Annotated in this window: 22 protein-coding genes; 10 read left to right on the plus strand and 12 right to left on the minus strand. The window is 45.3% G+C overall.

Annotation, left to right across the window (positions count from 1 at the left end; genetic code table 11):
• Positions 1–109: 109 nt before the first annotated feature.
• Positions 110–841, minus strand: coding sequence for a pentapeptide repeat-containing protein (locus NDI42_RS02965; RefSeq protein WP_199311439.1), 732 nt, complete (start codon positions 839–841; stop codon positions 110–112).
• Positions 842–1222: 381 nt separating this feature from the next.
• The gene (locus NDI42_RS02970) at positions 1223–2428 is read right to left on the minus strand and encodes a pentapeptide repeat-containing protein (RefSeq protein WP_190459859.1); all 1206 of its coding nucleotides are present in this window, start codon (positions 2426–2428) and stop codon (positions 1223–1225) included.
• Positions 2429–2788: 360 nt separating this feature from the next.
• Between NDI42_RS02970 and NDI42_RS02975 the strand changes: the two genes are divergently transcribed.
• On the plus strand, positions 2789–4294 hold the full coding sequence (locus tag NDI42_RS02975) for an MFS transporter (RefSeq protein WP_199311440.1): 1506 nt from the start codon (positions 2789–2791) through the stop codon (positions 4292–4294).
• 67 nt (positions 4295–4361) lie between these two features.
• On the opposite strand, the gene NDI42_RS02980 is transcribed toward NDI42_RS02975, so the two are convergent.
• The 7 genes from NDI42_RS02980 to NDI42_RS03010 all read right to left on the minus strand — a co-directional run bounded on the left by NDI42_RS02980 (position 4362) and on the right by NDI42_RS03010 (position 11001).
• Positions 4362–4589, minus strand: a complete 228-nt coding sequence (locus NDI42_RS02980; protein ID WP_190459861.1) for a hypothetical protein — start codon at positions 4587–4589, stop codon at positions 4362–4364.
• 90 nt (positions 4590–4679) lie between these two features.
• On the minus strand, positions 4680–5228 hold the full coding sequence (locus tag NDI42_RS02985; RefSeq protein WP_190459863.1) for a hypothetical protein: 549 nt from the start codon (positions 5226–5228) through the stop codon (positions 4680–4682).
• A 503-nt stretch (positions 5229–5731) separates the two neighbouring features.
• Positions 5732–6721 carry an RNA polymerase sigma factor, RpoD/SigA family gene (locus NDI42_RS02990; protein WP_190420409.1) on the minus strand — a complete coding sequence of 330 codons (990 nt, stop codon included), beginning with the start codon at positions 6719–6721 and terminating at the stop codon, positions 5732–5734.
• Positions 6722–7251: 530 nt separating this feature from the next.
• Positions 7252–8988, minus strand: coding sequence for a helicase HerA domain-containing protein (locus NDI42_RS02995; RefSeq protein ID WP_348231361.1), 1737 nt, complete (start codon positions 8986–8988; stop codon positions 7252–7254).
• Positions 8989–9275: 287 nt separating this feature from the next.
• The gene (locus tag NDI42_RS03000) at positions 9276–10076 is read right to left on the minus strand and encodes a glutathione S-transferase (protein WP_190459866.1); all 801 of its coding nucleotides are present in this window, start codon (positions 10074–10076) and stop codon (positions 9276–9278) included.
• Between the two features lie 344 nt (positions 10077–10420).
• Positions 10421–10690, minus strand: coding sequence for a GlsB/YeaQ/YmgE family stress response membrane protein (locus tag NDI42_RS03005; protein ID WP_190459868.1), 270 nt, complete (start codon positions 10688–10690; stop codon positions 10421–10423).
• A gap of 41 nt (positions 10691–10731) precedes the next feature.
• Entirely contained in the window at positions 10732–11001 is a 270-nt protein-coding gene (locus tag NDI42_RS03010; protein WP_190459868.1) for a GlsB/YeaQ/YmgE family stress response membrane protein, read from the minus strand.
• Positions 11002–11663: 662 nt separating this feature from the next.
• Between NDI42_RS03010 and NDI42_RS03015 the strand changes: the two genes are divergently transcribed.
• Together NDI42_RS03015 and NDI42_RS03020 are read left to right on the plus strand one after the other, a co-directional pair.
• Entirely contained in the window at positions 11664–12296 is a 633-nt protein-coding gene (locus NDI42_RS03015) for a fasciclin domain-containing protein (RefSeq protein ID WP_190459870.1), read from the plus strand.
• 172 nt (positions 12297–12468) lie between these two features.
• Complete coding sequence (locus NDI42_RS03020; RefSeq protein WP_199311441.1) at positions 12469–13071, plus strand: hypothetical protein; 603 nt, start codon at positions 12469–12471, stop codon at positions 13069–13071.
• Between the two features lie 23 nt (positions 13072–13094).
• Here the strand turns inward: NDI42_RS03020 and NDI42_RS03025 are convergent, their stop codons facing one another.
• Entirely contained in the window at positions 13095–13580 is a 486-nt protein-coding gene (locus NDI42_RS03025; protein WP_190459873.1) for a gluconokinase, read from the minus strand.
• Positions 13581–13725: 145 nt separating this feature from the next.
• Between NDI42_RS03025 and NDI42_RS03030 the strand changes: the two genes are divergently transcribed.
• Together NDI42_RS03030 and NDI42_RS03035 are read left to right on the plus strand one after the other, a co-directional pair.
• Positions 13726–14046 (plus strand): hypothetical protein, encoded by a 321-nt coding sequence (locus tag NDI42_RS03030; protein ID WP_190459874.1) that lies wholly within the window; start codon positions 13726–13728, stop codon positions 14044–14046.
• Complete coding sequence (locus NDI42_RS03035) at positions 14043–14411, plus strand: aspartyl protease (RefSeq protein WP_190459876.1); 369 nt, start codon at positions 14043–14045, stop codon at positions 14409–14411. Before NDI42_RS03030 ends, NDI42_RS03035 begins: the two co-directional genes overlap by 4 nt.
• 15 nt (positions 14412–14426) lie before the next feature.
• On the opposite strand, the gene NDI42_RS03040 is transcribed toward NDI42_RS03035, so the two are convergent.
• A complete protein-coding gene (locus tag NDI42_RS03040; protein WP_199311457.1) occupies positions 14427–15920 on the minus strand; it encodes an NAD(P)H-hydrate dehydratase in 1494 nt (497 codons plus the stop codon).
• A 153-nt stretch (positions 15921–16073) separates the two neighbouring features.
• A complete protein-coding gene (locus NDI42_RS03045; RefSeq protein WP_190459880.1) occupies positions 16074–16763 on the minus strand; it encodes a hypothetical protein in 690 nt (229 codons plus the stop codon).
• Here NDI42_RS03045 and NDI42_RS03050 point away from each other — a divergent pair.
• From NDI42_RS03050 to sat, 5 genes are all read left to right on the plus strand, one after another.
• Entirely contained in the window at positions 16757–16954 is a 198-nt protein-coding gene (locus tag NDI42_RS03050) for a hypothetical protein (protein WP_190459882.1), read from the plus strand. The genes NDI42_RS03045 and NDI42_RS03050 overlap by 7 nt on opposite strands.
• 110 nt (positions 16955–17064) lie before the next feature.
• Complete coding sequence (mnmA, locus tag NDI42_RS03055; RefSeq protein ID WP_190459884.1) at positions 17065–18120, plus strand: tRNA 2-thiouridine(34) synthase MnmA; 1056 nt, start codon at positions 17065–17067, stop codon at positions 18118–18120.
• A 60-nt stretch (positions 18121–18180) separates the two neighbouring features.
• A complete protein-coding gene (locus NDI42_RS03060) occupies positions 18181–18789 on the plus strand; it encodes a hypothetical protein (protein ID WP_190459886.1) in 609 nt (202 codons plus the stop codon).
• Positions 18790–18794: 5 nt separating this feature from the next.
• Positions 18795–19850: a DUF6745 domain-containing protein gene (locus NDI42_RS03065; protein ID WP_190459887.1), complete on the plus strand. Its 1056-nt coding sequence runs from the start codon at positions 18795–18797 to the stop codon at positions 19848–19850.
• A gap of 173 nt (positions 19851–20023) precedes the next feature.
• Positions 20024–21223: a sulfate adenylyltransferase gene (sat, locus tag NDI42_RS03070; RefSeq protein WP_190459889.1), complete on the plus strand. Its 1200-nt coding sequence runs from the start codon at positions 20024–20026 to the stop codon at positions 21221–21223.
• Positions 21224–21272 lie beyond the last annotated feature (49 nt).

Raw genomic sequence — 21272 nt, forward strand, 5'->3', positions numbered from 1 at the left:
AACGTTTCCTAAGTCGAGCCTTTTGGTGATAATTTTCTGGTCTTTGCCCTACGCTATGACAATTATTTTTTCTTGCAGGTCAGCGATCGCTTCTTCAAATTTTTCCCCCTCAAGCAACTTCCAGATTGTCTACTGTGACTGTAGGGTTATCAAGAACAGCGATCGCCAAATTCAACTGCTTCACTCCCTTGAGGTTCAATTCTGATGTAAAAATCCGATCAACTGTACAACCCTCAAAGTTTGCCTTCTCCAAGTTTGTCCGAATCATCTGAGCCTCGTTCAGGTTTGCCCATCTCAGGTCTGCCTTGCTGAGGTCTGACACGCTAACAACTGCCCGTCTCAGGTTTGCCCATCTCAGGTCTGCCCCACGCAGGTTTACCTCAGAAAGTTGTGCATCACTGAGATTGGCTCCACTCAGGTTTGCCTTTCTCAGGTTGGCAGAGGTGAATTTTACCTCGCTGAAGTTTGCTTGGCACAGAACTGCATTACAGAGGTTTGCCCCACTCAGGTTTGCTCCACTCAGGTCTGCCCATCTCAAGTCTGCGCCGCTCAAGTCTGCGCCGCTCAAATCTGCGCCGCTCAAGTTGGCAGAGGTGAGATTTGCGCCTCTAAGATTAGTCGAGGCGAGGTCTACGCCACTCAGATTGGCTTGGCTAAGGTTAGCTCGTCTGAGGTTGGCATTTCTCAGGTTTGGTTGGAGCTGAGGATGCTCTTTTCTTGTCTGATTCCAGGTTTCTACTCCAAAATTTAGCAAATCCAACTGCTGGTTGGCTGCACCTTTAAACCGGGTTGCGATCGCAATAATTGTGGGATTATTTTTTATATCTATTTTGCTTTTCATTATATAATTTTCCATTTTTTCCTTACCAATCTCAATTATTTGAACAAAGCTTCCGGATAATTTCACCTTATCGCGATCGCAATTTTTCATCCCTTCAAAGCAATTTAGCTTTTCTACTCTTGGAGTCAATTGATTAACTTAACTAAAAGCGTTATTTGCTTCTAGACCTTACTTTCTATATCTTAAGGAATATATTTGATGTTTAAAAACATTTAGATTAACGTTCACTTAATCTTTAAATTACTGGCGTTTATCTGAGGAAGTAGTAAAGATTAAAAAGCGGTGTTGGACAATTAGGTAGCTATCAAGCAAAATTTTTATTAATGCACAACACTAAAACTGTCTGTATTCTAAGCTACAAAACTCTAAATAAACGCTATTCTAATACCCGCCCCGTAACTCCTGTGCCTTAGCTTGGGCTGGGGCAATGATTTTTTCTTTCAGGTCAGCGATCGCTTGGCTTAGACTCGGATACTGGTAAGTTGGGAGCATCCAAGGATATTCGTGCAAATCATCCGATATAGCTAAGTGAGTGGTATCAACTTGCACTAACGGTTGCACTGGGACTTCAGAGATACCTTGGAGGATTTTCAGTAATTCCTGGGGGATGTGAGGAGCGTCTGTGAAATCGGCAATGATAAACTTCACCATTCCCGCCACGGTAGAGATTGATTCCTTGAGTTCGGGCGTTGTTGATTTTTCTAACTCAACCGACATGGGCAAATAGTCATGTTGACGAAGAGCATCCCGAATTTCCTCTAGTAATACAAGGCGATCGCTACTTTGAAAGCAGCCCAGGATCAGCACAATGTTGGAGTGAATAGAATTAAAAACCTCGCGGACTTTCTGGTGATTTAGCAGAAAGTAAATAAACTGAGCCACTTCCAGATTATCCACCGCGATCGCGCCTTCCCCTGGAGGAGCTACGCTGAGGTTTAACTGGTTGGCTGCTTCCAGATTCAACCCCCAAGAAGAAATACCATAAATTAAACAACCTGCAAGATTCGCCTGCTCAAAGTTAGTCTTGAGCAACCTTGCTCCCATCAAGTTTGCCTCACCCAGATCGGCTCCAGAGAGATCCGCACCTTGTAAATCTGCACCAATGAGAATCGCGCCCCGCAAATCCGCCCCGATCAGGTTAGCGCCGATTAGGTTTGCTCCCCGCATATCCACCTCACTCAGATTTGCCCCGATTGCGATCGCCCCGGATAAATCTGCTTTGCCCAGATATACCCAGTGAAGATCGGCTCCATCCAGGTTCACCCTACTCAGGTTTGCTTCTAACAGGTAAGCCTCGCTGAGGTTTACTTCACTCAGATCCGCCTCAGACAAATCTGCTTTACTCAGGTATGCCCCACTCAAGTTAGCGCCCCTGAGGTCGGCTTGAGACAGAGATGCCCCCATTAGGTTCACTCCGCTCAAATCTACGCCACTCAGAGCTGCCTTCATCAGGTTTACCCCGCCCAAATCTTCCTGGCTCAGATCGGCTCCGCTGAGGTCTGGCGGTATTCCTGGACTCAAAGAGCGCCACTTATTCCAAGCTTCTACTCCTTGCTTTAGCAGAGCCAGTTGTTGCTCGTTTGCCATGCAGCTCCACGCCCCTTTCTTTTGGCAGATGCCATTACTGGCCTTTGGTACGATGTCTTGGCGCTTACTTCCTAGTAGGGATGCACCCAAGCCATAGAGATTGACTGTGATTTTTTGGGAAAGCTATATAAGACAGCCAGACTACTCAAACTACCACTTTCTAAATAAGTATGCTCTTAGGTTTATTTTTGTTTGAATAGATTAAGAAGTATTTCTTTGTGGAGTAGATTCCCCCGCACAGAATTTCTAGTCTATCAAAAGCCTTAATTTTAAACCAGCTGAGGAATAGTTGTGTTTATCACTGAGGATTTTGGTGTTCGCCTATACCAGCTAGTTTGAAACCACTATAGGAGCGATCGCTTGCAAGCCCCAATTGAAAACGTATCTCCTCCAAATTTAGAGGTTCTAGAAACCACCACAGAACTTGGGGTGGTTTCTCCCCAATCGCCAGCGAAAATTTCCAAAGATGCCATTCGGTCTAGTCTGAAGGCATCTGCCTGGGATGCCGTATTTGCTGCCATCTTTGGCAACATTACTGGCGGTGTCTTACTGAGTAATTTCTTGCTCCAACTGGGTGCTGGCCCAATGGAGATTGGTATGCTGTCCTCAGTTCCTATGTTGGTGAATTTGCTGCAACCGGTGGGAGCATATCTGTCAGAGCAAACCACCAGCCGCTACTGGTATAACGTCTGGATTTACGGACTATCACGGCTGCTGTGGCTGATTTTAGTATTGGCGATTGGGTGGAAAAGCTGGCACCACACCGATTTGCACACATTAGTCGGCTTGACATTGGGGATAGTCTTGGCAACCAATGTTGTTGGAGCCTTGGGAAGTGCGAACTGGATGAGTTGGATGGCGGTGTTGGTTCCCGAAAGGTTGCGGGGGCGCTATTTCGGCATTCGCAATAGTGCCACCAGCTTGACTACGCTGCTAGGCATACCCCTGCTGGGTCTAGCAGTGTCTGCTTGGCCTAGTGGGACGATTCAGGGTTACGCTGTGGTCTTAGTGCTGGGGGTAGTCATGGGGCTAATTAGTCTCGTCTGTCAGTTTTTCATGGCGGATGTGAACCCCCGGATGCAGTTCGCAGCAGCAGAGGAGAGTAGGGAAGTGGGAGAAGTTCCCCCCCTCACCCCATCACCTCAGCACCCCCTCTCTTTATCTCGCTTTGAGCCTAATTTCTTGAGGTTTTTGCTGTACTTTGGCTTTTGGGCATTTGCAGTCAATATCTGCACTCCCTTCTTTGGTCTCTACCTGCTGGACAATCTGGATATAGGTGTCACCTGGGTAACTTTCTATAGCAGCTTAACGTCCGCCGCTACCTTAGTGATGATGGTGGTGTGGGGCAAACTGGCAGACCGGATGGGGAATCGTCCGTTGCTGGTATTTGTCGGAATACTGGTAGCGGTGACACCTTTATTCTGGCTGGGACTTGGGGCTGACCCGATTTCTGTTTGGATTTGGTTCCCGCTTTTACACTTGGTGATGGGTGGGACTTGGGCAGCCATTGACTTGTGCAGCAACAATCTGCAAATGTCAGTGGCATCGGGGCGCAATCAGTCTACTTACTTTGCGATCGCTGCTGCTGTTGCTGGGGTCTGTGGTGCTTTGGGAACGACTACTGGCGGCTTTCTGGCTTCTCAAGCCAATTTTGGGGGTTTGCAAGCAGTGTTTGCCCTCTCAGCTGCCTTGCGGCTAATTGCTTTATTAGCTTTGTTCTTTGTGCAAGAAAAGCGTTCTACGCCACTATTGCAAGTGATGCGATCGCTTGTTCCCTTAAAACCTCAACTGCTCCCAGTTCCATTAGTTGTACCAGGAGTAGAACAATCCCAGTTAAACCCTGAGCCAGTTGAAGTTCCCGAATAAATTGGCTAATAGCTAATATATTAGCCATTAGCTATTAAACTTATATTTTCTAGGGTTAGGAAAATACTTATTGATCAGATTTATCAGATTGTGCAACTAATTTTTTCAAACGAAGATATGCCTCTTCTGGTGTGAGAGGTTCAGATTCTATCTCGTTAGGGATGTAAAATTGTCTGCTATCTGGAAAGTAACGTACAACAAAACTAGGGATAAGTCCTAACTTCATAGCCTTATTACCCAGCGCTTCGGCTGTGTCTGAAAGGCTTGATTCGTCATGGAACTGATACTCGCTCATACCCTTTCGTCTCCACCATATCTGTAAAGCTTACACTCTTGTGGGGGCAACCGTCTTCAGAAATAGTGCTACAAGCCCACTCCACAAAAGTTACCGTTGAAAATTGGCTTTACAAACGCCCAACATCCGCTGGTCGTTATTGCTAAGGTTGGTAATTCGCTCATATCCGTGGAGTTGTAAGCTACCGTCAGTTTGCAAGCCGCTACTTGAGGCCACAGGAGATGGTTGTTGAAGGGCAATTGAGTAGGGATTTGTTGTTTGGTCGTAAGGATCTACAACGGTCAAATTCATTTTCTGTGCTGCAACCGTGCCGGAAAAACAACTAAATTCTGAAGAGGGCATATACAATGCACCAACTACTTTTCCCTGACGCGCTTCAAACACCATATACTCTTGACCAATTTGTTCCGGCTCTTGGGAACTACCATATAGGTAGATTCCATCAGGAACTCGCTTGGTTGGTGAAATAGTTGCTTGTGCAGTTAGTGACGGCGAACTAAGTTCGGCTGCTGGCAAAAGTGGGGCTAGTGTCTCCAAAGCAGCGGCGCTGGTTGCCATGCCTACTGTTAGAAGTAATCCCAAAGCAGGCACTTCAAAATGACGCTGTTGAAAAAATCGATCGAAGAATTTGTTTAGCACCGTAGTATCCCCTTAGCAATTAAGAGTAGACACACTCAAGACCCTAATTAAAAAATAGCTAATAATTGAGGTTGAATGCTTCACTCAAATGGGTGAAAGACTTCTCACCCTATAGGAGTTTTTGTTAAGTCAAGCGACGTCTTAAGGACAATTTTTCCTACAGGAGATTGCCCCTGAAGTCTAGAAGACTGATTTCTACTCCCTTGATTCAGCCGTTCCATTAGCTTTCCTACATGCGTCAGCGTGGGCTTGTCTCTTAACTAATTGTTGACTTCATCGGCACCAGCCTGAATTACGCAAATATTTTAGGAAACTTTACAAGAGTAGGAGCGCGGGCAATCCCCACCGACTGAATCCTGAAGGACAGAGGGGACGAGATGTTTAACCAGATATGGACAAAAAAGCCAAATTAGTAATAAACCCGCCCCTACTAAGCTGTGGGGGCGGGTTTATTGGATATAACTGCCAGAACCGGGAATCATTGGTTAATCCCGCTCCTACAGTTAACTAGCGGCGATGTATTCTCGGACATTAGCTTGACGACGGCGCAGATGTGCCAGGGCTTGGTGTTCGAGTTGGCGTACCCGTTCACGGCTGAGGTTCAGTCTCTCGCCTACTTTCGCTAGAGAAAGCTCGTTGCCATCGTCTAAGCCAAAGCGGAGGGTTAAGACTTCTCGTTGCTGCGGTGTCAATTCTGCTAAGAGAGAGTCTAGGTCTTGCCGCAGGGATTCCTGGGTCATGTAATGATCGGGAGTGGGGCCGTCATCTTCTAGAAGGTCTTGCAGTTCGGTATCTTGGTTATCACCGACGCGGACATCCAGAGAAATTGGTTGACGGGCGATATTCAGGTACTCGCGGATCAAAGCGGGTTCTAATTCCAACGCTTCGGCAATTTCACCGGGGGTAGCGCTGCGACCCAGTTTTTGAGCCAGTTCCCGTTGTACTCGCTTAATTTTGTTCAGCTTCTCGGTAATATGGATGGGTAAGCGAATAGCTCTGGCTTGTTGAGCGATCGCGCGAGTAATCGCTTGGCGAATCCACCAGTAAGCGTAGGTAGAGAATTTGTAACCGCGCATCGGGTCAAATTTCTCTACGCCCCGCTCTAAGCCTAACGTGCCTTCCTGAATTAAATCCAGAAATTCCATGTTACGCTTCTGGTATTTCTTGGCGATTGCTACCACTAGACGCAAGTTGGCTTCGATCATCTTGCGCTTGGCTCTCGTTCCCAGCTTTATTACTCTATCTAATTCAGCTTCACTCAGCTGCACATGATCTGCCCACTCTTGATGAGTTGGTTCGCGCTGCAATGTTTCTGCCAAAGCGTCTTTAGCTTCAAGCAACGCCATCATTTGCTGCACCTGCTTACCATAGACAATTTCTTGCTCGTGGGTCAGCAGGGGTACGCGCCCAATCTCATGCAGATATGTGCGAACCATATCAGCTGTAAACATGGGTTGTTTAGTCGTCTTTTTTTGGGTGTTGGCAATTGGCATGAGTGAGTGGTGACTCCGTAAACAAGCAACAAATCTGTAGCAGGGGTTAAACTAAATAGGAGATTGCCAGCTGTTAAGATGAGAATAGCTAGGTCAATCTGCCAGACACATCCTGCGAAAGTTGTAAAGATAGCCTACCCATTTGAATAGGCTACCGTAACACATAAGGAACAATTCGTCAAATACTTCCGCTAGGGATACCTCTCAAGCTGGTATCTACCACTTATTAGCCACTCCTGATATGTAATCAAGGCTAAAGTCAAAGTCGGTATGAGTTTGTCTTACATTTCTATAATATCACTAATGTTAGACGACGCTTGAGGGTGAAAGGTTCATCCGATAGGGTTAAAGTTGCCGCCACCACCAATTTTTTTACGCTGGAGTGAGGCGGGGTCTAGAAGGATCTATCTCATACATATAATGATGACCGGAAAACCCTGAAACTGATACAAGTGTTCTTGTGGGATAACCGAACTGATTTTGGGAAGAAGTCCGTAGTTACCAGGTTAGGAATCTTCCCTGAGAACTGACTAAAATCCAATATCAGCTTTAGCGGCTTCGGCGGCGGCGAACACTTCCTCATCCGACATTTCTTGCCAGCAAGTATCGCCAATTTCCCTGTAGAAGGTTTCATCATAAGGACGAGTCCTCACTACTACTGGCATGGGGACAGCGTGACCTAAAATTAAAGCTTGTTGCTTGGAATCCAGTTTGGCGAGAACGGAACGCAGACTCGCACCGCCAGAGACACCTGTGAAAATAGCATCGATGTCTTTTTCATCATTCAGCAAAGCGGTGATCCGGGTACCAATCTGAGACATCACCTCATTATCAATCCCAGACGGACGCTGGTCTACCACTAAGAGGGTGACAAAGTATTTTCGCATTTCGCGGGCGATGGTGCCAAAGATGGTACTTTGGACGATTGCTGGGTCAAGGAAGCGGTGTGCTTCTTCAATAGTGATTACTAACTGCTGCGGGCGATCGCTTGTATTTTTTGTCTGCAAAAACGTTTCAGCTTTGCGGACATAAGCTGCGTGAATGCGACGAGTAATCATATTCGTCACTAACATATAAGAAAGCATATCCGACTGGGAACCAAATTCAATCACTACGTGTTTACCAGCATCGAGAGATTGCAAAATTTGATTTACGTAGTTGTGAGGACAAGCCGTTCGGAGATATTTTAAATTTTCTAAGCGCATCAGTTTGCGCTGCAAGGACATAATCGAACCTTTATGGCCCTTCCTTTCCTCGCAGAACATCTGGATTTCCTCGTTGGTCATATTCAAAAGTTGGACAATCCAAGAGTTGCCAAACTCGGCGTTTAGAATATTGGCGTTGTCTAAAGCAGCTTCCGAAAGACCTAACTCGTTCCGCACCAGAAAGATATCTTGAACTTCTATTTGGTCGTAGCTGAGGTAAAGTTCTTGCGCGTCGCGTACTCCTCGCCGCTTGGTAGATTGGGGGTCGAGAGTGTACATTTCTACCTGTCCGGGAAATAACTGGCGCAAACCTTTTACAGTGCTGAATTGTTTGCCTTCGCGGACTGCTTCCCAGCCATATTCCGAGTGCATATCAAAAATTAAATTTACCGCTGCTTGCCTGCGGATGATGCCAGATAATAGTAGGCGGGTAAGAAAAGATTTGCCTGTGCCGGATTTACCAAAAACACCGTTGCTGCGTTCTACAAATCGGTCTAAATCTATACAAACTGGTACTTCCATATCCAGTGGTTGACCGATGGCGAAGTTGCGACGGTGGGGGTCGTCTTCCCAACCGAAGACGGCACGAAAATCGCGTTCAGTGGCATCATAAACTTGACTAAAGTGGCTGGGAACTGTTTTAACTGGTAGCAACTCCATGTCGCCGCTAGTTTGCGCTTGAAATGATGCGATCGCGCTTCCTTTCTTGGTATTTGTATCAGCTACCACATAAGTTCCGCCAGATTCACTTGCATCTCTGGTCAGCATCAACATCGGTGTTAAATTGATGGTGCCATAGGTGCCACTTCCTGCCAAGACTGCTTGCAAAAAGGTGTCATCGGGACTGGGAGGATCGGCGACAATTCGCTGACTAGAAGTTCCCAAAGAAACGTCGGTAAGCATACAGAAGAAGTCTGAACGAACGCCTCTGACAACTAAGAATTTGCCTACCCGCATATCCTCAACAGAAACATCGGGATGCAGTTTTACTTCTAGTCCCTGACTGAGGGAACCTTGAACTACCGATCCTAATGGCTTGTCCATCATAGTTCGATCTGACATAAATGCTGTTGCTTAGGCTTCCAAAGTTTATCGTACTTTTAGGTAACTATAGCAGTCCTAAATGATTCGTGAAGGCGAGATCCCCGACTTCGTAAGAGAAGTCGGGGATCTCAAGGGTTGGCACCTCACAACTAAAATAAGATTGCTATAGCTATTAGTTAAAAATAATTGTAGTTGGGTTTCATTCCTACGTTAACTAGGTGGGAAAAAAGTCATCAAAACAATTAGTAGGGTGAGCATTGCCCACCCTGTTTCTTAGATAATAGCGATCGCTATCCTATGATCTTCTAATCAATTTCAATCGCTGTCGGTGTTGATCCGGTTGCACCTGCGGTAGTGTTGGCGCTCAAGGGTTTGCGATAATCTGCATATAAGCGATCGCGCCAGTTGAAAAATGTTTCGTAGGCGACATTTTCCGCAAATCCGGGGATTCCTTTACCTTTTAGGGTTTCGGGAAGGTCGAGATAAGGCCCTTCTGGGAATTTGATTAGCATACTCAGTCCCGCAACAGCCAAATCTGCCAGTGTTGGGTAGTCGCCAACCAGGTAAGGACTTTCCGTTAGGATCAGGTTGATGGCTTCCAGGTTTTGTCTGAGGTCAGTTGTTGCTGATTGTACGGCATCTGGGCCGTAGCCGACACCTAAGCCCAGAATATTCAGCACTTCACCCGGTACTGCACCGACGAGAGTTTTGACCACATCGGGCGTGTTGCTGGGTAAAATCGAGGTGCGGAAATTCTGATTTTGGCTGATTGCTCCAAACAATACTTTACGACTTTTCAGACCCATTGATTCATCTGCCCAGTCTTCTAAAGCCAAGCATAAGCCTTTTTGTTTGGGGTCAACTGGAATTAGGGGTCGGTCTGGATATTGTCGGTCGAGGTACATAGCGATCGCTGTAGAATCAGCTATTACCGTATTTCCATCTTTCAGCACTGGTACTTGTCTTTGACCAGACATCCGGAACAGCTCCACTTGTCCCACTCCGGGTGTTACTTCTATTTTGCGGTAGGGTAGCCCTTTGTAATCCAATATCAGCCTTACTTTTTCAGAGTAGTGGGATAGTTCAAATTGGTATAATTCCAGCATTTTGTCTTTCCTGCAAGTTTTTCAGAACCGAGAGACGCGATCGCGTCTTTGGTCAATTTAACGCTTTTAGCCTACCGCAGTTGTCATTTTTTCGCTTTAAATCAGAACGCCAAGCCGCAATTCTTTTAATTCTTAATTTTACTTTGCTTGCTGATGCTATTACTAAGTAATACTTTTATAAAGTATTTTAAATCCCACAATTCTATTTTATCCCATTATTTTTATATCTAAATTATTGATTTTGTAAAAATAGCGGTTGATATTACGATTTTAACGAATATAATAAAAGTCCCCTAGGTTCAAGCTAGGGGACTTTTATTATATGCAACAAAACAAAGTTTTTATTAAGCACTCTGACGGGTAAGTAGACCCCAGAGAAATAGTAGAACCAGTGCGCCCAAGACTGCAAAGGCAATGCTAGGAATAGTTAGCGCTCCGTAGGCTGCGCCTCCCGACGTACCGAAGAACATACTTCCTAGATAACCACCAACTAACGCGCCCAAAATACCTAAACCCATTGTTGCCAAAATACCGCCGCCTTGATGACCGGGATAGATGGCCTTAGCAATAGCACCAGCAATTAAACCTAAAACAATCCAAGCAATAATTCCCATTTTTCAACTCCGTGGTTATTAACGTTTCAAAAAGTTTATTATTAAGCACTCTGACGGGTAAGTAGACCCCAGAGAAATAGTAGAACCAGTGCGCCCAAGACTGCAAAGGCAATGCTAGGAATAGTTAGCGCTCCATAGGCTGCGCCTCCCGACGTACCGAAGAACATACTTCCTAGGTAACCACCAACTAACGCGCCCAAAATACCTAAACCCATTGTTGCCAAAATACCGCCGCCTTGATGACCGGGATAGATGGCTTTAGCAATAGCGCCAGCAATTAAACCTAAAACAATCCAAGCAATAATTCCCATTTTTCAACTCCGTCGTTATTAATGTTTTATTTTTTTCTTTTGTTATTCTCAGAATATCAACTGCGGTATCTTGGTACCCTCTATCAGAGGTTATAACCAAAAGGCATAGAATTTTAAAGTATAAATTTATATTTTTGGCTGTAAAAAATAGTTTTTACAGCTTGCTATCTTAAGTTGATGAAATTTTGGCTGACAAGGAAGGTATCAATCTGTAGGACGGTTGCTGATGAGATGACAATTGTCCTACTTCCTCAGATGGAAAAGGTAGCGATCGCTGTTTAATCGCTCCAAATTAGGGATTGCGAGGGGTTGAATTGAAAAGAAAAAGTCTAGAGTCCCAAGTATGAAATATTTCCTATTTCAGCTAACTTTACCCGCAAGCCTAACTTTATGCTTTCTTATGAAGTATGTCTAAAGGAATATTAGCAACTTGGTAACAGCTAGATTAAGAGCGAGTTTATCGGAAGGTTTTTAAGGCTTATAACCTTTATCAGTCAAACCTTTTTTCAACTTCAGATCCCCAAATTTCTCCTATTTTGGGTTGCTTCGACTGTAGGGACAGCAGCAGGAAGCTCATCCTAAAGACAGATGTAAAGAAGTGCAACAAAAAGTGAAGTTAGTTTAAGTCAGTAGACTCCTAGCTTTCAGGAAAATCTTCAGCAATGAATAATCAGAATCGTAAAAATTTGATTCAACCGCTGGCTAGCCTAGTAGCAGTTGTAAGTGCTAGTGTGCTAATGGGTTTGCCAGCCATTGCCCAGGAGAAGCCCAAACCCCAAGCCCCAAGTAATATCAGCCAGCCTAGCAACAATAGCGATCGCAAGGCTCCGATAGATACAAATGCGGCACCATCTCCTAAAGAAGGAGCAACCACATCCCAGGACGGCAACGTAGTTTCTGTAGCTGCTCAAAATGGTTCATTCAAGGTTCTCACTGCTGCCCTAAAAGCCGCAGGTTTGACTGACACCCTATCACAAGCTGGCCCTTTCACAGTTTTTGCGCCGACAGATGCAGCCTTTGCTGCTTTACCTCCCGGTACTGTGGAAGAGTTGCTGAAGCCAGAGAATAAAGCTTTATTAACTAAAATATTGACTTACCACGTCCTTCCGGGTAAGGTGACATCCACTCAGTTGAGTTCTGGTTCCGTTGCTACTGTAGAAGGCAGTTCGGTGAAGGTGAAGAAAGGAACTGATGGCGTGACGGTGAATAACGCCAAAGTTGTCCAACCTGACATTCAAGCTACCAACGGCGTTATCCATGTGATTGATAAGGTAATTGTGCCAGTTGGAGAGTAACTTTTCAGCATAAGAAACTAATCGAGAGACAAAACCCCGTTCAGAGAAATTGAACGGGGTTTTTTGTTTCTTGTTGTCAACAACACCTTACGGTTGGAAATTCAAGATAAATTAGAATAAAATCGACAAAAATATGGAGCTTTATGCTTCATAGGCGTTGAGGAGTGGGGAAATGGGGCATTTTATGGGTTTGCTTTTGGAATTGGGAGCCGCTGTAGAAGGTAAAAGGAAGAAGGTAAAAAAAAGCCTTTTTTATTTGCTAGTTTTAAGTTTTTACTTTTTAGTTCCCGTAGCTGATTCGGCTTCTGGTAGAGTAGGCGTTAGCTTTGGTAAGCCAGTATCAGCTCAGGCAGCATACGGAAGTTACGTAGGTGTTGGTGCTACGGTGGGGATTAATGAAAACGATCTCGGAGAAGGTCGCCAAGCGGGAGGGGTGATTGCTGTACGCTATAAACTGCTGCAAGCTCCTATTTCTTTAAGAGCACAAGCTTTGATTGGTGCTAGTCCTGCTGTTGTTTCAACGATTTCTTATGATGTCCCGCTTAATTGGCAAACTGATGCTTACCTGGGGGCGGGTGTTGCTTTTGGGAGTGGAAATAGAACACCTTCACCTGTAGGAGATAAAACCAGTTTTGCTTTACAGCCTGGGATTGATTACGTTATTCCTAATAGCAATACAGTGCTTTTTGGCAACGCGATTATTGCTTTTGATGCCTACCGCAACGGCGGCGGGACTGCTGTCTCGGTGCAGGGTGGCGTGGGGTTGAGATTTTAGATTTCGGATTTTGGATTAGGAATCTAAACTCCAAGATGCCTCTGAATTTGCTGCACAATCGCGTCTGGCGACCCAGAAACATCTACTGTGATGCCTTTTTGTGGCTCCTCTAGGGTGTCAAACTGGCTTTGCAGGAGCTTTTTGGTCATAAAGTGGTTTTGGCGCAACCCTAGCCGCTGCGCGATCGCTTCAAAGCTTCCCTTGAGGTAAACTAACTCCATTTGTTCGGGGTCTCGCCACAGTGCTTGACGATAGGATTCTTTCAGGGCAGAACACGCTAGAACTACGTTTTTATCTTTTTGTAGCCATTGGTCGATGGCTTGTTGCATTGCTTGCAGCCAAGGCATTCTGTCAGCATCAGTGAGGGGAACTCCTTGGCTCATTTTTTCAATATTAGTTGGCGAGTGGAAGGAGTCAGCATCGCTGAAATCCCAGTTCAGTTCTTTTGCCAACAATTCAGCGACGGTTGATTTGCCGCTGCCAGAAACACCCATTACGATGATAATCACTTTTTTATTAATACTCTATTTCAGTTATTTTAAAATGCGATCGCTTTCATAAATATGTCAATTTTAAATCATTAACTTTACGCGATCGCGCCACATTACCTCAAGATATAATATTCAAGTTTACACCACTAACCTAGTTGTAGTAATGAACCAGAAAACCCATAGGCGAGTGCCACGCGGTAGCCGAATTTTCCCCGACCGCGCACCACTTTCTCCAGAAGAGATAGCTAGACACGACGCTGAAGATGAAGCATTTGGCAAGCGGTGTCGAGAGATTTTTAACCGAGTTTACCGGGAATTAGTCGCGGAGCATTACGACTGGTTTATTCTAATTGAGCCGGATAGCGGAGACTATTTCATTGACCCCAATCATGAAGTAGCCCTCCAAAAAGCCCGTCAGAAACACCCAACAGCAGAGATTCTGGCAATGTGCTTGAATGAAACCGGGACTTGCGGCAGAATATGATTCAAGGCTATTTTGGCGAGAAGGGCGAGCTGTTTTTTGAGATTGAACTGATAGCTGCTGATGGTTCAGTCGTGACAGTTAATGCTTTGCTAGATACTGGGTTTACTGACTGGCTAGCAATGGATATCCAAGATGTGGAGAGTTTGGAATGGTTATACCTGGATAAACAGGAAATGAGAACAGCACGGGGAGATGTAAGATTTAATCGCTACCAAGCCACAGTTTTTATAGATAATCAAGAGATGACTATCCCGGTCTTAGCTGGGAAAGCAATTACCGAGGTTTTGCTAGGTTTGCAGTGGCTAGAAAATCGGCGGTTAGTAGTAGATAGAAAAGCAGATTTACTGACGTTAGGAGAAGATTGAGGAGAAAGCGATCGCTTATTCAACTCCTTCACGCACTACTGCCATCAAATACTGTGTCAAAGTATACGCATCGACTCCCAACTCAGTTCGCTCCTGGGAAGCTAAAATTCCCGCTTGAGCGTGCCACCAAGCCGCACTTTGCACCACCTCTTCTAGAGGCAATGCCTTTGAGGATGCCGCTGCCACAAGTCCACCCATTAACCCAGTTAACACATCCCCACTACCACCACGGGCTAATGCTGGTGTGCTTTCCGGCACAACCCATACTGAACCAGAAGGATTAGCGATCGCAGTCCTCGCCCCCTTCAAGAGGATCGTGGCACCACTAAGTTTAGATGCCTCGCGCACCACCTGCACTCGGTCTTTCGTGGGATCGCCTAAATCGGGGAACAGACGCTTAAACTCACCGGCATGAGGCGTTAAAACCGTTGTAGCTTGACGCTTGGATAATGTCGGGATGGTTCCCAATTCAGCCAGGATATTCAAACCATCGGCATCGAGAACCAGAGGACAATCGCTTGCTAAAACTTTTTCAACTACTGACGTGGCATCTTTTGTTACACCGGGGCCGCAAGCGATCGCGCTAAATGAAGCAAGTTCGATATCTGGTAAGGATGCGATCGCGCCCGTTTCTGTCTCCGGACAACCAATAATCAGCGCTTCCGGCAACTCTGCCAACAGTAATGGTTTCAAGTATTCCGGCACTGCAATTGAGAGCATCCCAACACCACTAGCTCTCGCTCCCAAACCGGATAGAATTGCGCCTCCACCATACTTGTGAGAACCGCAAATCAGCAGCAGATGTCCTTGTTTATACTTGTGAGTCACTGGAGCGCGGGGTATGGGAAGATAAGCGATCGCAGCAGTTTTTGTCACGCGCTTCAATTTCGGTGTTCGCAAAACTGCCCAGATATCAGCAAGTGGAACATCAAAATCTATCAATTCAGCAGTCCCGACATATTCCAACGCTTGATCCTGCAAAAAAGCAAGTTTCCACAAACCCAAGCAAAACGTGCGAGTCGCACGAACCGCTGTACCCAAAACCTCGCCAGTATCGGTATGCAAACCCGAAGGCAAATCAATACTAATTACAAGTTTCGACCACCCATTTAACTGATTAATAGCAGAAGCAATGGGGCCTTCTAACGTTCTTCCCAATCCAAACCCAAACAAGCCATCAATTATTAAATCGCAGTCTTGCAACTGCTCAATTTGCTCATAACAAAGAATGCCCAAACTATCAGCATATTGGGCGTGTTGCGAAGTCAATTCCTTTAACTTAGAAATCGGACGATAAACAACAACCTCATAACCCTGAAAGTGCAACTCGCGGGCAACTACCAACGCATCGCCCCCATTGTGACCTGGCCCCACCAACACGCCAACACGCCGCGTGTTGGTGGAAGGACAAAGTTCTTGAATTCGAGATGCAATTAACTTTGCCACCTTTTCCATCAAAGCCGCCACAGGCATTCCCGCCGCAAATATGCGCCCTTCAATTTCGCGCATTTGTTGGGCAGTCACCACAATTTGCTCAATTTGTTCTTGCCGTTTTTTCGCCTGTACCAAGGTGAGTTTCCTTTCAGCTATTAGTCACGAAGTAATTGGTAATTGGTAAGATAATTTTCCCAGCCAGTAACCTATGAATATCCCAATCCCCATCTATCTTCCAAAATAAACCCGCGCATCCATACCATTAGAACGCAGAAAGCTAGTCCAACGCTCTGCTTGTGATTGTTCTGCAAAAGGGCCAATTGCAACGTGCGGCCCCCGCGGTGAGTTTCTTTGAGCAACAGCATTCTCTGGGAAGCCCAACCGAATCATTTGGGCGGCAATATCGGGTAAATAGTCCTTACTTCCCGGAACAACCACGAAATAGGCTACGCCATCAATTTCGTTACCTCTTTCTACAGGACGAGAATCGACATCATCACCAGAATAAGTATTAACTTGTGCCATAATGCCCCATTCTTCCAAAGCTTGAACACGCTGCTGGGCATTAGATTGATCAGAAAATACTCCCGCTTGGATCATGCCCCCGCCGTGCCGCACAAAAGCTTCCGGTTCTATCCTGCGGACTTGCGCTAACAGTAGGGGACTATCGCCGTTGATGTAAACCCCATATAGCTGAGAAGTTCTACCTTCTCTTAAGAAATTATCCTCTCTATTTCTGTTGCGCGTCCTTGGGGGCGGTGCTTGAAAGTCAAATTCACGTCTACCAGCAGGATTTGGTGACAGTGTTGGCAAACGATCTTGAGGAGCCGGTGGCTCAACATTTGGCGATGGAGGTAAGCCAGGAATCACATCCGGTGGTCTAGGGAGGGGTCTTGCCGAAGCTGGGGTAGATGCCACGAACCAACATCCGCCCCAAAAGAGGCAAGTTAGGAGGCGTAGGAGGAAAGAAGTTTTACTTTTTCTCTCGCGACTGGTTTCTAGATTATGGCGATCGCTACTCATTTCCAATCAGCCCTCCTGATTATCTTTCAGAAATTGTGGCGGCAAAATTTGTAGTAAATTTACCACAATTAGTCATTATTCTGTAGCACCGGCGGGATACCTCTGCCAGTAATCCTTTGCTAATAACTAATGACTAACAACCAAAATGTTACTCTAGAGAAAAAACTGATAATTCAGTCATTCAAATTTTCGTTCCATGAACAAAGTCGTCGTTGGTCTCTCCGGAGGAGTTGATAGTTCCGTCGCAGCCGCAACCCTGCACCATCAGGGCTACGAAGTTGTTGGCCTTACCCTTTGGCTAATGAAGGGTAAAGGTCAATGCTGCTCTGAAGGGATGGTCGATGCGGCTTCAATTTGCGAACAGTTGGGCGTTCCTCATCACATTGTTGATAGTCGGGATGTTTTCCAGACAAATATTGTCGATTACCTAGTTGCGGGATACGAATCGGGTATCACGCCATTGCCATGTTCTCAGTGCAACAAGGCGGTGAAATTTGGCCCAATGCTGCGCTATGCCCGTGAAGAGTTGGGAATTGACCGCATTGCTACGGGTCATTATGCGCGGATCAGTTATGAGGCGGAAACTGGACTTTACCAGCTGCGTCGGGCTGTAGATTCGTCTAAGGATCAGTCGTACTTCTTGTATGATTTGACACAAGATTTGCTCTCTGGAACAATGTTTCCCCTGGGAGAAATGCTGAAGACAGAAACCCGACGAATTGCCGCAGAATTTAACTTGACGACTGCTGATAAGCCGGAAAGTATGGATTTGTGTTTGGTGGAAGCCAACGGTTCCATGCAAGCGTTTCTGGATAAGTTCATTCCCCAGAAAGAAGGCGATATTGTTGACCAGTCGGGCAAGGTGTTGGGACAGCATACAGGTATCCATCACTACACGATTGGACAGCGTAAGGGTCTGGGAATTGCGGCGGCAGAACCGTTGTATGTGGTGGCATTGGATGCGGTGCGGAATCGGGTTATTGTAGGCGATCGCGCTAGCACTCACAAGCCTGAATGCACCGCAGCGCGGTTAAACTGGGTTTCTATCCCAGAACCAACCAGTCCAATCCGTGCCGAAGTGCAAGTCCGCTATCGTTCCAAGGCTGAACCAGTCAGCGTAATCCCCCTAGAAGATTCGCGCATTAAGCTTGTTTTCGATGAACCTCAGTTCGGAATTACCCCTGGGCAAGCTGCGGTTTTGTACGATGGAGATATCGTACTCGGCGGTGGAATTATCGAAAGGTTTGAGTAAACGGTAATAAGGTATAAGATAGAGGCAAAAGACTTTACTTTTGCCTCTTTTTTTATAACTATGGCTTATAGTGACTTCACCCTAAGCGAACTTAAAAAATTATTTAGTTTAACGATTAACGAAACAGTAGATTTATTTGCGGCTGTTCCTCCGGTAGAATGTAGCGAACATTTAGCTTTTACACTTAAAGAGAATCTTCCTTTAGCTACTGCTATTAATACTGAAAAAGCTCGTTCTGAAATGATTATAGCTCCTATCCTGATTGAAGTTAGGAGACGCTTAAATTATCAAGTTAGTTTATTTTCAGGTGTAGATTTTAATGTAGATACGGCAAGAGGATTAAATGGGATCTGTGATTTTCTAGTTAGCCGTTCAGCCGAACAGCTTTTTATTAGCGCTCCAGTTTTTACTATTGTGGAAGCGAAAAATGAAAATATTAAGGCTGGATTGGGGCAATGCGTAGCTGAAATGATAGCAGCACAGTTGTTTAATGAACGAGAGGGGAATCAAATTATAACCCTTTATGGAACTGTAACAACCGGAACTATTTGGAAATTTTTGAAATTAGAAGGGCAAGTAATTTCTATTGATTTAAGTGAATATTTTATAGGCAATGCCAACAAAATTCTAGGGATTTTATTATCGGCATACGACGAAGTAATAAGTTAAAACAGATGTCACAGACTAAAATTGAACAACTCACGCCGGAGCAAGAAGCTTTGATTCCGGTTTATTGGGAAAAGTGGAAGCGAATTATCTTCTCTACTGAACCAATTAACTGTCAAAAAGCTACGGCAGTAGTAAAAGCCGCCTACAACGCAATTGATTTAGAAGAGCCTAAGATTCTTTTTTTTGATAGTCCTTATCTAGGTTGGAAACATATATTATTGAATACATACTTTCATGAATATGTTGAAATGATACACTTATTAGAAGGTAAATTAATAAAACCAATATCGATAAACTTAGCTAATGAAATAAGACATGATTTATTAAGGGAAACCAGCGCAAATTTTTGGTCATTAATAACAATAGAATCGCATATTATTGAAGCGGTAAATCATAAAACAATAAATTTACTTGAAAAAAAAGAATCGATTTTTTATAACAATTATGTTCCTAAGGGTTCTGAGAATTTTTATAGTAATATAGGTAGAGTAGACTACTTCATTTCAGTTCTAGGGTGTAGTTGTCATCAAGACAGATGGCAAGTTCTTCAGCAGCTAATCAAAAATTGTGGTTGGATTTTTCCATTTGAAGAAGTTTGCTATGTGTGCGATCGCCCTCGTGTCCTCTCCTTTGACAACGAGCAACGCCTACACGCAGAAGGCGCACCCGCAATTCAATTTGCTGATGGTTTCAGCGTCTATGTTTACCACGGTGTGAAATTACCTGAAAAATACGGTGTACTGCACCCGAACCAGTGGCAAGCAAAATGGCTTTTAGAAGAGGATAACGCCGAACTTCGTCGAGTGTTAATACAAGGAATTGGCTACGGGAGAATCTGTCAAGAATTAGAAGCTGAAGAGTTAGATACTTGGCAGCAATATATACTATTAAAAATTGATAATGATGTGGATATTGAGCAAATTTATTTATTAAAAATGACTTGTCCCAGCACAGGCTTCATTTATGCCTTGCGAGTGCCACCTGATGTTAATTCAGCGCGGGAAGCAATTTGCTGGGTGAATTGGGGAATCGATCCAGAGGAATTTTCAGTGCAAACTTGAAGAACCTCTCCCTAACCCTCTCCTTTTAGGAGAGGGGACAAGAAAAATATTTGTAGCTGGAAGAAACTCCGGCTCCCCCTTCCCTACTAGGGAAGGGAGCGGGGGGCTAGGTTTCTTATCTCCCGGTTCTATATCTTGGTAGGATAATTTGGCAACTAAATTTACAATTCGATATGAGCCTAGCACCTCACGGCGGTCAGCTAATTAATCGCATCGCTACACCGGAACAAAAACAAGAATTTCTCGATAAAGCCGACTATTTGCCCAGAGTGCAACTAGACGAAAGGGCGACATCGGATTTAGAACTGATTGCGATTGGGGGATTTAGTCCGCTAACTGGCTTTATGGAACAAGCCGACTACGATCGCGTAGTGATGGAAATGCGCCTTGCCAATGGTCTCCCGTGGTCAATTCCCGTCACGCTTTCGGTGGACGAGTCGGTAGCCGCAAATCTCAAAGAAGGCAGTTTGGTGCGTCTGGACGACCCGACTGGGCGCTTTGTCGGCGTTCTGGAACTAACGCAGAAATATCGCTACGACAAAACCCGCGAGGCCGTGAATGTTTATCGCACCGATGATGGAAAGCACCCAGGCGTTAAGGTTGTTTACAAGCAAGGAGAAATTCATCTTGCAGGATCAGTTTGGCTGTTGCAACGCGATCCTCATCCTTTATTCCCAAATTACCAAATAGATCCCGTTCAGTCTCGTGCCATGTTCAAGGAAAAGGGCTGGAAAACGATTGTCGGCTTCCAGACTCGCAACCCCATCCACAGGGCGCACGAATATATCCAGAAGTGTGCTTTAGAAACTGTAGATGGCTTGTTTTTGCATCCCTTGGTGGGAGTCACTAAAGACGATGACATCTCTGCTGAGATTCGGATGCGCTGCTACGAAATTATTCTGGAACACTACTATCCTCTAGACCGGGTAATTCTGGCAATTAATCCATCTGCGATGCGCTACGCTGGCCCCAGAGAGGCGATTTTCCATGCCCTAATTCGCAAGAATTACGGCTGTACTCACTTCATCGTTGGACGCGACCATGCGGGTGTCGGCGATTACTATGGAACTTACGATGCTCAGCACATTTTTGATGAGTTTGAACCGGGTGAATTGGGCATCACGCCGATGAAGTTTGAACACGCCTTCTACTGTACGCGCACTCAGACGATGGCGACGACGAAGACAAGTCCCAGCGCTCCTGGTGAACGCATTCACCTGTCGGGGACGAAGGTACGGGAAATGTTGCGGCGCGGTGAATTGCCACCACCAGAGTTTTCTCGCCCAGAAGTCGCAGCAGAATTGGCAAGGGCGATGCAGGTACCAGAGGAAGCAAAAAAATATGAGATTGCAAGTTTAAAATTTGAGATTTGAGATTTGAGATTGGAGGCTGCTTAAATTTGAAATCTTCAATTTGCAATTA

The organism is Funiculus sociatus GB2-C1, assembly GCF_039962115.1.
Taxonomy (GTDB): domain Bacteria; phylum Cyanobacteriota; class Cyanobacteriia; order Cyanobacteriales; family FACHB-T130; genus Funiculus; species Funiculus sociatus.